This window comes from Pseudomonas sp. FG36 (genome assembly GCF_057809275.1).
The window spans coordinates 116,097-128,988 of sequence record NZ_JBMDJQ010000003.1 but is presented as its reverse complement, the minus strand read 5'-3'; the positions used below and the strand labels follow the sequence as shown (position 1 = coordinate 128,988).

Annotated in this window: 10 protein-coding genes; all 10 read left to right on the top strand. The window is 65.1% G+C overall.

Annotation, left to right across the window (positions count from 1 at the left end):
• Positions 1 to 15: 15 nt before the first annotated feature.
• The 10 genes from ACODS9_RS04385 (at position 16) to ACODS9_RS04340 (ending at position 12,890) form a co-directional block, all read left to right on the top strand.
• Positions 16 to 900 (top strand): TatD family hydrolase, encoded by an 885-nt coding sequence (locus tag ACODS9_RS04385; RefSeq protein ID WP_489093330.1) that lies wholly within the window; start codon positions 16 to 18, stop codon positions 898 to 900.
• On the top strand, positions 897 to 2,129 hold the full coding sequence (gene eboE, locus ACODS9_RS04380; RefSeq protein ID WP_489093329.1) for a metabolite traffic protein EboE: 1,233 nt from the start codon (positions 897 to 899) through the stop codon (positions 2,127 to 2,129). Before ACODS9_RS04385 ends, eboE begins: the two co-directional genes overlap by 4 nt.
• Positions 2,119 to 3,564, top strand: coding sequence for an alkaline phosphatase family protein (locus tag ACODS9_RS04375; RefSeq protein ID WP_401108528.1), 1,446 nt, complete (start codon positions 2,119 to 2,121; stop codon positions 3,562 to 3,564). Before eboE ends, ACODS9_RS04375 begins: the two co-directional genes overlap by 11 nt.
• Positions 3,543 to 4,685, top strand: coding sequence for a hypothetical protein (locus ACODS9_RS04370; protein WP_401108526.1), 1,143 nt, complete (start codon positions 3,543 to 3,545; stop codon positions 4,683 to 4,685). The genes ACODS9_RS04375 and ACODS9_RS04370 overlap by 22 nt, the downstream gene beginning before the upstream one ends.
• Before the next feature lie 10 nt (positions 4,686 to 4,695).
• Complete coding sequence (locus tag ACODS9_RS04365) at positions 4,696 to 7,089, top strand: hypothetical protein (RefSeq protein ID WP_401108523.1); 2,394 nt, start codon at positions 4,696 to 4,698, stop codon at positions 7,087 to 7,089.
• A 57-nt stretch (positions 7,090 to 7,146) separates the two neighbouring features.
• Positions 7,147 to 8,070: a hypothetical protein gene (locus ACODS9_RS04360; RefSeq protein WP_489093328.1), complete on the top strand. Its 924-nt coding sequence runs from the start codon at positions 7,147 to 7,149 to the stop codon at positions 8,068 to 8,070.
• Between the two features lie 19 nt (positions 8,071 to 8,089).
• Positions 8,090 to 9,382, top strand: coding sequence for a hypothetical protein (locus tag ACODS9_RS04355; protein ID WP_401108520.1), 1,293 nt, complete (start codon positions 8,090 to 8,092; stop codon positions 9,380 to 9,382).
• Positions 9,383 to 9,385: 3 nt separating this feature from the next.
• Complete coding sequence (locus ACODS9_RS04350; RefSeq protein ID WP_489093327.1) at positions 9,386 to 11,191, top strand: hypothetical protein; 1,806 nt, start codon at positions 9,386 to 9,388, stop codon at positions 11,189 to 11,191.
• Between the two features lie 40 nt (positions 11,192 to 11,231).
• Positions 11,232 to 12,287: a hypothetical protein gene (locus ACODS9_RS04345; protein ID WP_489093326.1), complete on the top strand. Its 1,056-nt coding sequence runs from the start codon at positions 11,232 to 11,234 to the stop codon at positions 12,285 to 12,287.
• A gap of 84 nt (positions 12,288 to 12,371) precedes the next feature.
• Positions 12,372 to 12,890 carry a GNAT family N-acetyltransferase gene (locus tag ACODS9_RS04340; RefSeq protein ID WP_401108511.1) on the top strand — a complete coding sequence of 173 codons (519 nt, stop codon included), beginning with the start codon at positions 12,372 to 12,374 and terminating at the stop codon, positions 12,888 to 12,890.
• The last annotated feature ends 2 nt before the right edge of the window (positions 12,891 to 12,892 follow it).

Genomic DNA, 12,892 nt, shown 5'->3' with positions numbered 1-12,892 from the left:
TGACGAGGATTCACCATGCCCAAGTACTTCGACCCGCATATCCATATGGTCAGCCGCACCACCGACGACTACCAGAACATGGCTGCCGCCGGCATCACCGGGGTGATCGAACCCGCGTTCTGGCAGGGCCAGGCCAGGACCAGCCTCGGCAGCTTCGTCGACTACTTCGACACCCTGCTGGGTTGGGAGCGTTTTCGCGCCAGCATGTTCGGCATCCATCACTTCTGCACCATCGGCCTCAACCCCAAGGAGGCCAACGACCTGTCGATCGCCTATGAGGTACTCGAGGTCCTGCCGCGCTACCTGGTCAAGGATGGGGTGGTGGCGGTGGGTGAAATCGGCTACGACGACATCACCCCCGAAGAAGACCGCTTTCTCGCCGCGCAGCTTGAGCTTGCCAAGCAATTCAACCTGCCGGTGCTGGTGCACACGCCACACCGCGACAAGATCGGCGGCACCAAGCGCACCCTGGCGGTGATCCGCGAAGTCGGTATCGCCGAACACCTGGTGATCATCGACCACCTCAACGAACTGACCCTGCCGCTGGTGCTCGACAGCGATTGCTGGCGCGGCCATTCCATCTACCCCAACACCAAGATGTCCGAGCAACGCATGGTTGCGCTGCTGCAGCAGTACGGCACGGAAAAAATGGTGGTCAACAGCGCCGCCGACTGGGGCATCAGTGACCCGCTCAAGGTGCCAAAGACCGGCCAGGCGATGCTGGCCGCAGGTTTCAGCGAGGCCCAGGTCGAACAGGTGCTGTTCCACAACCCGGTGGATTTCTTTGCCCAGAGTGGCCAGCTGGACAAGGCCCTGGTCAGCACCCCGCTGCCCATCGACCAGCGTCGCCAGTGGCAGGAAAACTCGGCCCTGCGCGGCCAGGATCCGGTGGTCAAATGAGCGCTGGCCGGGGTTGGAGCGCCTCGCAGCTCGGCTACTGCGGCAACGTGCACCCGGCACCTGACCTGGCCGCGCTGCGCGCCTCCATCGAGCAGCACTTCCAGGGCGTGCGCAGACTGCGCGGGCTCGACGTGCAAGACAGCGGGCTGTGGATCAGCGCCCGCGCTGCTTCCGAGTTGCGCCAGGCGCCGGCACGGCAGGCGTTTCTCGACCTGCTGCAACGCAGCGGGCTGCGCCTGACCTCGCTCAACGGCTTCCCCTACGGACAGTTCCATGAGGGCGCGGTGAAGGCTGCCGTCTACCTGCCCAGCTGGGCCGAGCCGCAACGGCTGGCGTACAGCCTGGAGCTGGCGCGGCTGCTGGCCGAGGCCCTGCCGCCGGACTGCCGGCAAGGGGTGATCTCCAGCGTGCCGCTGGGCTACGCCGCCCACTGGAGCCCGGCGCTGCAGCAGCGTGCCGAGGAACAGCTGCGCCAGCTCACCTCGGCGCTGGCCCGGCTGCACCAGGAAACCGGCAAGAAGATCATGATATGCCTGGAAATGGAGCCGGACTGCGTGCTGCAGACCACCGACCAGGCCATCGCCTTCTTCCACCACTGGCAGGCCAGCGACCCACATCATGAGTACCTGGCACTGTGCTTCGACGTCTGCCACCAGGCGGTGATGTTCGAGGACTGCCGGCAGTCCCTGGAAAGGCTGCGCCAGGCCGGGGTGCCCATCGGCAAGATCCAGCTGTCCAATGCGATGATCTGCCGCCTGCCGGCCCAGGACATTCGCCGTTGCGCCCAGGTACTCGAGGTGCTTGGCGGCTTTGCCGAAGCCACCTATCTGCACCAGGTGCAGGCGCGCGACAGCCAAGGCCACCTGTGCGCCTGGGCGGACCTGCCGGCTGCGCTCGCCGCCTGCCTGGCGGAGCCCGGGCGCTACCGGGAGTTGCGGGTTCACTTCCACATCCCGCTGTTCAGCGAACACCTGCTGCTGCCGGAGCTCGGCGCCAGCCAGGCCGCCCTGGCGCAGACCTTCGATTTTCTCGCCGCGCACGAGGACATCCGCCCCGTGCTGGAAGTGGAAACCTACAGCTGGGGCGTTCTGCCTGCGCAACTGCGACCCACCACCGCCCCTGCCCAGCAACAGGGCATCAGCGACGAGTTGCGTTGGGTCGAGGAGCAGTTGCGCCAGCGTCGCCTGTTGCAATCCCACGCACAGGAGGTGTGTGCCGATGCCCTCTGAACAGCCCCGCCAACCGCTGCTGCTGATCAACGTGGTCGGGTTGACGCCTGCGCTGCTGGGCACGGCAACGCCGCACATCAACCGGCTGTTGCAAAAGGCCAGGATGGCCAGCCTGCAACCGGTGTTCCCTGCCGTCACCTCCACGGTGCAGGCCTCGATCCTCACCGGCCTGCCACCGGCCGGGCACGGCATCGTCGGCAATGGCTGGTACTTTCGCGACCAGGCCGAAGTGCGTTTCTGGCTGCAACCCAACGCCCTGATCCAGGGCGAGAAGGTCTGGCAGACGCTCAAGCGCGAGCTGCCGGGCTTTCGCTGCAGCCAGTTGTTCTGGTGGTACAACATGTACGCCGACGTCGATGCCGCCATCACCCCGCGCCCGCACTATCCGGCCGATGGCCGCAAGCTGTTCGGCCTGTACTCGTCCCCGGCAAACCTGCATGCGCGGATCGAAGAGCAGATCGGCGCGTTTCCGTTCCCGGCGTTCTGGGGGCCGGCTGCCGGCATCACCTCCAGCCGCTGGATCGTCGATTGCGCCATGGCCGAGTTCCAGCTCGATCGCCCGGACCTGCAGCTGGTCTACCTGCCACACCTCGACTATTGTCTGCAGCGCCTGGGGCCAGGGCACCCTTCTATCGTCGACGAAGTGCGGGCCATCGACGCCGAGGTCGGCCGCCTGCTCGGCTTCGCCAAGACGCAAGGCGCGGCCGTGATGCTGCTGTCGGAGTACGGCATCGAGGCAGTCAGTCAATCGGTGTCCATCAATCGCCTGCTGCGCGCCGAAGGTCTGCTGCAGGTGCGCCAGTCACTGACCTGGGAACTGCTCGACCCCGGCGCCAGCGCTGCCTTCGCCGTCGTCGACCACCAGATTGCCCATGTCTACGTCCGCCAGGCCCGCGACATCCCTCGGGTCAAAGCCCTGTTGCAAGGCCAGCCCGGCATCGAGCGGGTGCTGGACAGGACCGAGCAGCAGGCCTGGCAACTGGACCACGCGCGCAGTGGCGAACTGGTCGCCGTAGCCGCCGCTGATCACTGGTTCGACTACCGCTACTGGCTCGACGATCGCAAGGCACCGGACTTCGCCCGCACCGTGGACATCCACCGCAAGCCCGGCTACGACCCACTGGAGCTGTTCATCGACCCCGCCATCCGCTTCCCCAGGCTGAAAGTGGCGCGGCGCCTGCTGCAGAAGAAACTCGGCTTTCGCTACTACATGGACCTGATCCCGCTCGACACCTCGATGGTGCGTGGCAGCCACGGCCGTCTGCCCGCCAGCGCGCAAACCGGGCCGCTGCTCATTACCGATTGTGATCTGCCGTTGCCGGGCAGCCTGCCGGCGACAGCGGTGAAGCAACTGCTCCTGCAGCATTTTCTGGGGCACTCATACACCGACCTGGCCAAAGCCAAGGAGCTTACATGCGGCGAGCCATCTCAATAACCGTCCTCAGCGCACTGGCCGGACTGGCCCAGGCCGAGGGTACCACCCCCTTCGATTGCAACCAGTTCATGCAGTTTGGCGGCAACGTCGACCAGGCCCGGCAGACCTTCGCCCAAGGGCCGGAAAGCATGAGCTGGAACTGGTTCGTCTGCCTGAACCAGCCGGTCGAGTCGAACAGCCCCAATCGGGTCTGGGAAACCCTCAAGCCTTCGGACCAGGTCTACCTGAGCAATGGCGCCGCGCCGCTGCCCTGGGGCCAGAGCGAGCCGGTGCCGGCCGCGGTGCTGCAGGCCGCCCAGGCCCAGGGCCTGAACCCCGACCGCACGTTCCACAACCTCAACGCCGTGCAGCAGGTGGACGGCCTGATCCTGGAAATGGGCGGCGCGGTACCCACCGCGCAACAGGGGCAACCGGTGCGTTTCCAGCTGTTGATGGGCGAGGACACCTTCGACTACATCGTGCAAAAGCAGGTGTACAACGTGAACGGCCAGGCCGCCTTGACCAGCAACCTGGCTTTCCCCTCCACCGCCTGGGAGCTCAAGGCCGCCTGGCTGTGGATCGGCAATGACCCGGATTATCAGCAGCAACTGCAAGGCGATGGCTACTACATCGCCCAGGCCTACTACCAGCAGGACAACGGCCAGTACCAGGTCGGCTACGCCGCGCTCAGTGGCCTGCACGTGGTCAACAAGCTGAACCCGCAATGGGTCTGGACCACCTTCGAGAATCGCAACAACGGCAAGTACACCGTGACCAACGCGATTCCCCCGACCCCGATGAGCAACAGCACCGGGCCGACCCCGGCGGCGCAGACTGCCAACACCACCTTCCAGGCCAAGTACCCGGCACTGGCGCAATACGAGCTGATCGGCACCCAGTCCGAGACCAATCCGAAGCTGCTGGCCAACTCACAGCTCGAGTCGGCCTTCCAGAGCCAGTCCTCGTGCTTCGCCTGCCATGGCACGGCGGCCTACTCCAAGACCAAGGGCTATTTCAATTTCGCCCAGAAGCAGCAAGGCGGGATTGTCTATCCGACTGCCGAAGTGCCGGCGTCCGAGTTCGCCGGGTACAACAAACTGGACTTTGTCTGGTCGCTGAAACGCGCCCAGTGGCAACGCTAAGGAGCATGACATGAGCGTACTGAACTTCCCGCGCATCTACCTCGGCGGCCACATGTACTGGAGTCCGCCGACCGCCAACAACAACGACATGTACCCGCTCTACGACGCCTCGAAGATGCGCTTGAACTGGCGTTTTCTCGAGTACTACGGGATCAACCCGGCGAATGCCAGCAGCAAGTTGATGCCATGGGTGATCGCTCCGCAGGTGCTGCTCGAGGCCCCCACCTATGTGACCCAGGTGCCGGGCAACGTCGCGCAGAATCCCAGCGTGATGATCCCCGGCGAGTGGAACCTGTTTGGCGACAACGCCTGCGGCACCGTCAACTACACGCCGGCAGACCACACGATCCCGGCGACCGCCTCCGTGATCACCGGCGGCGAGCTGCCCGGTGGCGGCTATGTCAGCCAGGACCCGCTGATCAACCAGACCTACAACCTGCTCGGCAACCCGTTCGGCAGTGACGCCCCCACCCCGGCGCGCTTCGTCGACGTCAGCCCCTGGCAGAACACCTTCACCGCGCTGTACTTCGACCGACTGGTGCTCGGCGACGCCCAGTGCGGCCTGACGCTCAAGCGCGAGCACCGCATGCTCGACCGCTTCCTCAACTTCAACTGGGCCAACCTCGGTGGCCTCATCTATGTAACCACCACCTGGCAGACCTGCTTCCCGAAAGAGAACCTGAGCTGGGCAATCGGCAACTCGCAACTCCTGCAAAACCTGCAGCAACAGATGGAACAGCAGAAGGCCAAAGGGTTGATGTTCCGCTTCTCCACCTACCTGACCTGCTACGACAAGAACGGCATCTTCAACGACCAACCGCCCATCAATACCCATTCCACCGCCCCGGCGGATCTGGCCAATGTGCAGGCGATGTACCAGAAAGGCCTGGACAACGTCGGCAGCATCTTCTTCAACCCCGCCTACAGCCGCACCGCCGGCACCTTGGGATTGTGGTTCGACGACGAGTTCCCTACGGCGCCGGCCGGGCGGCGGCTGGTGCCTTGCAAAGCGGTGCAACTGCAAAAGAACGGCGCTGACGCAGGCCCGATGACGCTGGGGGTCATCTCGGCGCAGGTGCATGACGACACCCTGTCACTGGACTTGCTCAACGGGTTCCCCAGTTATGCGCTCGACCCGAAAGCCCAGATACCGGTGGCGGCGAAGTTCGACGCCGGCAGTTACCAACTGGGCATACGCCAGGGCGAGCAGTTCACGCCGCTGGCCAGTTTCGGCTATGACGACTATCAGCAGGCGGCCTTCGACAAACGCTCGGGGATCCTAGACCTGCCGTTGAGCGCCGAGGCGCAGAAACAGCTGCAAAGCGGATCGCTGGAGCTGCAACAGCAAGGCACCACGCCCGTGCAGGCGGCGACCCAGCAGATGTGGACCGCCGAAGTGGTCGAGAGCGCCAGTTTCATCGACGTCGGCGACAGCAAGACCTTGCAGATCATGGTGCAGTACGACGGTCTGCCGGCGCCGGCCGGTACCGTGCTGACGGTGGCCGAGTACAACAACGCCTACATGATGTGCACCACCGACTACTACCTGGCGTTCAGCAACCCGGCCGACTTCACGCTGTTCCTGGACGACCCGAGTGATCGCGCCAACAATACCGCCAACCTGCCGCAGTTCGTCGGTACCCCGCCGCTCACCCGCCAGTTGAGCGAAGGCACTGGGCGCCGGCTCACGGCGACCCATCTCGCCGGCCCGGCCAGCGGTATGGATTCAGTGAGCTACCAGCAATACCTGCCCACGCCTGGCTCGGTGGACCTGAGCCCCAGCCTGGCGTTCGCCAACCCCATCCAGGGCCAGGGCACGCTGCAGCTGCAGGATGAGCCAAAGGGCAACGTGCAGTACAGCACCACGCAAATCACCACCGACGCCAACGGGGTTGCCCTGCTGACCGTCAAGGCCGTGGCACCGGGCTTTCCGACCTTGCGCTTCTTCGTGCATGAGGGCAAGCAGCCGCCGCAGGTTCCGTTCAGCTTCAAGTTGTCGCAGGCCTATACCGACTTCCTCGCGCCACTGCGCGTGCTGCCCCAGGAGCCGGAGATACAGCAGGCGTTCGTCGATGCCTGGAACCAGGTCTACAAGCAGCAGAACGCCGGCCAACTGATCTGGGAAAGCTTCATCTACCCGCTCATCCTGCAGCCGTTCTTCTACATGTACCCGATCATGAACAAGTACATGCCGCTGAACTCCCTGGCGCGTATTGAAGGCGCAGTCGACCAGCTCATCGTACTGATCAGCAAGGAGTACCAGGAAGAAAGCACCCTGGCGATGCCCATCACCCGGGACATGCCGCAAAGCCGCCGGGCGGTGCTGGAGCTCTGGGCCCAGGCCCTGGTGAAACGCAAGTACCCACCCATCCCGCTGAGCATGAGCGACTACCCACAAGGCTGACCGGCAGGACTGCCGGGTGACGAGGCTGTCACCCGGCACACTTCACAGGAGTGTCCCATGAACACCCGCATCCTCGACCGACTGTTGCTGCTTGTCATTCTGCTGTGCCCCTCGCTGGTCGCCCAGGCCGACGACAGCGCCGTCTACTTCACCATGGGCGTGCACAACACCCTGGGGTGCGATGCAAGCAACGGCAACTGCATCGCCAAACGCGCACCGAGCGACCCGTCCGATCCGTTCTTTCCGGCGTACTGGATCAGCGACTGGACGATGTACCGGGTGATGCACAACTACCAGCAGAATCCGCCGCCCTACAGCAACCCGCCGGCCACCCTGGCCCCGGCCGACTACACCGTGTCCCGTGGCACCAGCTACTACGACACCACCTACATTCCAGCGGATGGCGACGGCTTCGGCGCCATGATGGAGCACTACGAGAAGTACTGCCTGCCGATCTTCCCGATCAAGAACAACAACTACACCTGCTCGTTCGTGTCCCTGGGCAACAAGGCCTACTTCCTCACCTACCCGCAGGACCGGCCCAAGGACATGCCGGCCTGCTGCATGTTCTCGCCGATGAACCACCCGCCTCGGCAGGATTTCATCAAGCACCTGCCCTACAGCGCCACCCGCAGCCAGCACCTGGACGCCAGCGTGCAGGCCTATGCCCTGGACCTGGACTCGCCGCAGGGGCCGATCCTGTTCGGCTATGCCTTCTACAACAAGGCCACGGGCCAGCCGCCCTACCGGCAACCGCAGTCGTTCTACTTTTCCGGGGACGCCAGCGTCGCCAACGCGCCGATCGTCAGCCAGAACTACACCGGCTTTCGCATCGCCAAGCCCGACCCCGCCCAGACCTGGGCGCAGGTCGCCGCCATGTGCCCGTCGAACCCGCCGCCCTGCCAGCTGTTCGAGCCGCCAGCGGCGCAGAGCAACGGGCACAAGGCGCAGTGGAACAAACTGATGCAGCGCAAACCCTGAACCACGACGAAGGATCGCCATGAAAGCCATACTGCGCTTATCCGTGATAGCCCTGGGCCTGGCCAGCCTGCCGGCATTGGCCAGGGAACAGGCCATGCCCTCGTCCCTGGCCACCCAGCTCGATTGCCAGCCGCCCAGCAGCGCTCCGGCCGCCAACGCCAGCCAGGACCAGTTCGATCGCTACAGCTGGCAGCTGTTCATTGCCTTGAACTGGCCGGCCCAGGACCGCCAACGCGGCAACCCGGACTGCACCAGGCAGCCTGGGGACGCCGGCTACACCGTCTGGCAGACCTACAAGAGCGTCGACGAGATCTTCCTGCCCGGTGGCGCCAATCCCGGCCCCTGGAACACCCCGCAGGGCGCCAGGAGCCTGGGCATCATCAACATCGCCGCGCTGAAGAACAGCTCGCTGGTCAACGCCATCGACCAGGCGGTCGGCGGCTGGCTGATCGACCAGGCCGGCAACCCGACCTACTACGATATCTCGGCCAACGAGGCGTCCTACGACTACATCGTCGCCAACCAGTTCTACAACGCCGATGTGGTGTCCAGAGCAGCCAACATCCAGTTCCCCTATGGCGTCATCGAGATCAAGTCGAGCTGGCGCATCCTCGGGCCACATGACAACGCCAGCCGCTACCTGACCATGCTGGCGCGGGTGGCCACCTTCGATGACCAGAGCCGGCGCAATGGCGTGACCGAGGCCTACCTCGGCTTGGTGGGCCTGCACGTGATCACCAAGGCCAAGGGTTATCCGCAGTGGATCTGGTCGACCTTCGAGCAGATCGACAACGTGCCGCCCAAAGCGCTGGTGGGCGGCCAGTGGGTCGACCAGCCTGCACCCGGCACCGCCTACTCCTACTTCAACGCCGACGCGCCCGCCGCGAGCCTCAACCAGTCGCCCTGCGACTGGCAGACCCAGGGTACGCAACTGGTCTGCGTGCCCAAGCCCGGCACCACCTTCCAGACCCCCAACCCGTTGAACCGCGTCACCCCGATCGCCGATGTCACCCAACAGGTCAACGCCGCCTACCGCGCCGACCCCGGACTGCAACGCAGCGTGCTCAAGTACTACCAGCTGGTCACCACCCAGCGCCCACTGATGCCCGACAACCCCGGCAATCCACTGGGCCAGCCGACACCCGCACTGGCGGCCAATGTCACCATGGAAAGCTACATCCAGCCCAACAGCAGCTGCATGAACTGCCACTCCATGGCCACCGCGGTCAGGAGCCCGTACAAGTCCGACTTCTCCTACCTGTTCAAATTCGCCCATGCGCCCCTGGGCAAAACCATCAAGGACGAGGATTGAACCATGAGCATCCTGAATGGCCCACGCCTGAACTTCTGGGGTGGCATCCGCACCGATGTCAGCCTGCCGAACAACTCGCCGACCATCCCCTTCGATGGCAACGATGAGTGGCCGATCTTCGACCTGACCACCTCGACCCTGGCGCCGGGCGCCCAGTCCTATAGCGACGATCAGTTGAACAGCATGCTCAACGCGCCGAACGGCAACTACTACACCGCGGGCGGCTGGAACCACTACGGGCAGCACCTGGTCGATCTGCAGAACGCCATGATCAGCTCGCAGGGCAGCCCAGGCAGCGTCAGTACCAGCGGTGACCTGGTGGGGCAACCGGTGTACCTGCTTGGCTCGCTGGACCCGGCGACCGGCCAGCCAAGCAACTCCGGCCCGATGATGGTGGACCTGGACCCGACCTCCACGACCACCACGCAGATCTTCGTCGGCGGCCTGCAGATCGGTGGCAACAGCGATACCCAGCTGCTGATCCGCTGCGACACCGTCTGCAGCAGCCTCGATGTGAAGAAGCGCGTGCTGTTGCCCGCGTCGATGGACGCGCCGGGCTCGTTCCGCCTGAGCGGCACCTTCCAGCTGACCTTCCCGCTCGCCAGCATCGTCAGCTGGAACCGCGACAGCCCTGGGCTGCGCGCGATCATCCAGGCGCCCGGGGCGACCGGGATCGTGTTGCGCTTCGTGATGTTCGAGATGTGCCCGGCGATGACCACCGCGCAACTGGACGCCGACTACGCCGCGGGCCGATATACCCCGAACCCGAGCATCGGTCGGGTCATCGGCACCCTGGCCCCGGCTTTTGCCAACGAGCCCGCCAACTGCCAGCCCGGACGCCAGCTGGTCAACCAGAGCACCGGCGGCACCGCCTACGCCGAGCTTGCCGGCAGCGGCCTGCTGAGCGTCGACATGGTCAACCTGATTCCGAAGCAGACCTTCAGGGCCGTGCGCGACGACATCACCAGCCCCATCGGGCCCAACGCCAACTACGGGCCGGTCACCTTCACCGCCGGTACCGTACCCCTGGCCACGCTCGACCCGAACAGCGACCTGCTGTTCAACTACTACGTGTATGGCGGCCTGGTCGACTTGCCGCTCGACGCCAGCCAGCAGCAGGCGACGAAAACCTCGGTGCTGCACGTCGACGCTCCCAGCGCCGTCGCCGGCACCCTGTTGCATGCCTGCGAGTCGGTCTATCGGGTCTACGCCGACCAGCGCAATGTCTACACCGAGGACTACCCCGACGGCCTGTCGATCACCCTGCAGGTCCGCTACCTGGGCGGCCCGGTAACCACCCTGAGCAAGATAGCGCTCGACACCGGCCCTTCCGGCCCGGTCTACGGAGCACCGGAGAACTGGGACTTCCTCGACGTGCCCGACACCTTGGACGTCGAGGCCGGCCAGCTCGCGGTCAACCTGCCGGTCAAGATCAAACCCGGTACCGACGCGCAGGCCGGGTTCGTCGCCCTGAGCTACTCCGTCAACGGCCTGGCCGCCGGCAGTTTCTTCACCAACTTCCGCAAGTTCGCCAGTACCGACTTCGGCATCGCCACCGGCAGCACCATCACCTGGCAGCAGGTGTACCCGAATGTGCTGCGCTTTCACTACCTGGCCTTCCCTGCCATGTCCCGGTACGTACCGCTGAACCAGCCCAACGCGGTCATGGCGGCGAAGGGTCCGATCCTCGCCCGCACCGCCAATGCCTACAAAGGCACCACGCTGTTCATGCCGGTGGTGCGCTCGATGTCGCCGAGTCAGCGGGCGCTGCTGCGCGCCTACCTTACCGGGCAGCCCTGGCAGCTCTGACAGTAGCCGCTACCCACCTTCGCTCACGGAGAGAAACTCGATGCCCGCACCTGTACATGTACCAAAGCATCCACGCGAAACGCTGCGCCCCAGCACCCTCGTAGCCGAGGGGCTGCTCAACCCGCGCGGCATCTGCCTGCAGGCCGATGGCAGCCTGCTGCTGGCCGAGGCCGGCTCCGGCCTGCCCGAGCAGCCCTTCAGCGGCCGGATCAGCCGACTGCGACCGGACCCGGCCTCACCCGGCGCCTATCTGCCCCGGGAAACCCTGGCACAGGGCTTTCGCGCCATGAACATGCAAACGCGCATGTGGCGCGACGAAATCATGGGGTTGTCGGACATCGCCTGCGGTGACGGACGCTGCCTGGCCAGCCAGACCGACTATGTCGAGGGCTCGAGGTTGCTCGACCTGCAGTTCAACCCACCCGAGCCGGTGTTCCACAGCCGCGGCAACCTCAACGCACTGTGCTTTCACCCAACCCGACGCAGCTGGCTGGCGGTCAAGCCCGATAGCAACCAGTTGGTCGAGTTCGTCGATGGCCAGCAGGAGCGCGTGTTGGCGTCGTTGCCCGAACTGGAGCAAGGCCAGGAGGCCGTGCCCGTCACACTGGTGTACGAACCCGACACGGACGCGGTGCTGATCAGTCTGTTCTCCGGCGAGCTGCACGGTGACCCGCTGCGCAAGGGCATCGACTTTGCCGACAGGGCCGGACGGGTCATCCGGGTCTGGCCAGCCCATGGACGCATCGAGGTGGTTGTCCAGGGGTTGCAACTGCCCACCGGCCTGGCCCTGGATCGCAGCGGCAACCTGCTGGTGCTGGAGCTCTGCGACAGCGTGCAGCAACCTTTGACGCCTGACTGGCAAGGCGAACCGCAGCATGGCGGCTTCACCCGTTTTTCAGGCAGGCTCCTGCACTGCAACCTGCAGACCGAGCAGGTGACGGTGCTTGCCCAAGGCCTGGATACCCCGTCCAACCTGTGCCTGGTGCGCGATGGGGTGTTGGTCAGCGAAGGCATGGGGCTGCTGGGGCGGGCACTGCCCACGCCAGGGGGCGAGGTGGTGCCGTTGGCTGGCAGAGTGCGCTGGGTGGGGCTTTGATAGGGCGTACATCCTAGCCTTGAACATTCCCGGCGTCCGGCGTAAAAAACTCCCTGCCCTCCCCAATCCCGCAAGGAGCACCGGATGCTGGAGCTGCACACCGACCGCCTCTACCTGCGCCCGCTGAACGAAGCCGATTGGCCACTGTTCCTCAGGCTCCACCGCGAGCCTGACACCATGCGCCATGTGTTCGACGAACTGCCGGAAAGCGAAGTGCGCCGTGGTTTCGAACACCGCCTGCCGCAGTGGTCGCCCGAAGCGGAACATTGGCTGTGCCTGGTGATGGTCGACAAGGCCAGTGGCTGCGACGTCGGCGTCACCGGCCTGCGCGTGCTGCGCCCCGGCCACGCCGAGGTCGGCTACCTGCTGCTGCCGCAATGGCACGGCAAGGGCCTGGGCAGCGAGTCGCTGCGGGCCATTCTGGCATTCGCCGCCGACAGTGACCTGAAGTCGCTGGAGGCCACGGTCACCGACGGCAACGACGGCTCCTGCCGGCTCCTGGAAAAGTGCGGTTTCACCCTCGCCCGCCGTGTGCCCCAGGCCTACCTGCTGCGCAATACGTTGCACGACGACCTCATCTACACCCTCGACCTGCACGGATAGCC

What these genes read in the sequence shown, in the direction of transcription:
- ACODS9_RS04375 (WP_401108528.1), top strand. Translation starts at nt 2,119, where the DNA reads ATGCCCTCTGAACAGCCCCGCCAACCGCTGCTGCTGATCAACGTGGTC.
- eboE (WP_489093329.1), top strand. Translation starts at nt 897, where the DNA reads ATGAGCGCTGGCCGGGGTTGGAGCGCCTCGCAGCTCGGCTACTGCGGC.
- ACODS9_RS04340 (WP_401108511.1), top strand. Translation starts at nt 12,372, where the DNA reads ATGCTGGAGCTGCACACCGACCGCCTCTACCTGCGCCCGCTGAACGAA.
- ACODS9_RS04345 (WP_489093326.1), top strand. Translation starts at nt 11,232, where the DNA reads ATGCCCGCACCTGTACATGTACCAAAGCATCCACGCGAAACGCTGCGC.
- ACODS9_RS04360 (WP_489093328.1), top strand. Translation starts at nt 7,147, where the DNA reads ATGAACACCCGCATCCTCGACCGACTGTTGCTGCTTGTCATTCTGCTG.
- ACODS9_RS04385 (WP_489093330.1), top strand. Translation starts at nt 16, where the DNA reads ATGCCCAAGTACTTCGACCCGCATATCCATATGGTCAGCCGCACCACC.
- ACODS9_RS04365 (WP_401108523.1), top strand. Translation starts at nt 4,696, where the DNA reads ATGAGCGTACTGAACTTCCCGCGCATCTACCTCGGCGGCCACATGTAC.
- ACODS9_RS04370 (WP_401108526.1), top strand. Translation starts at nt 3,543, where the DNA reads ATGCGGCGAGCCATCTCAATAACCGTCCTCAGCGCACTGGCCGGACTG.
- ACODS9_RS04355 (WP_401108520.1), top strand. Translation starts at nt 8,090, where the DNA reads ATGAAAGCCATACTGCGCTTATCCGTGATAGCCCTGGGCCTGGCCAGC.
- ACODS9_RS04350 (WP_489093327.1), top strand. Translation starts at nt 9,386, where the DNA reads ATGAGCATCCTGAATGGCCCACGCCTGAACTTCTGGGGTGGCATCCGC.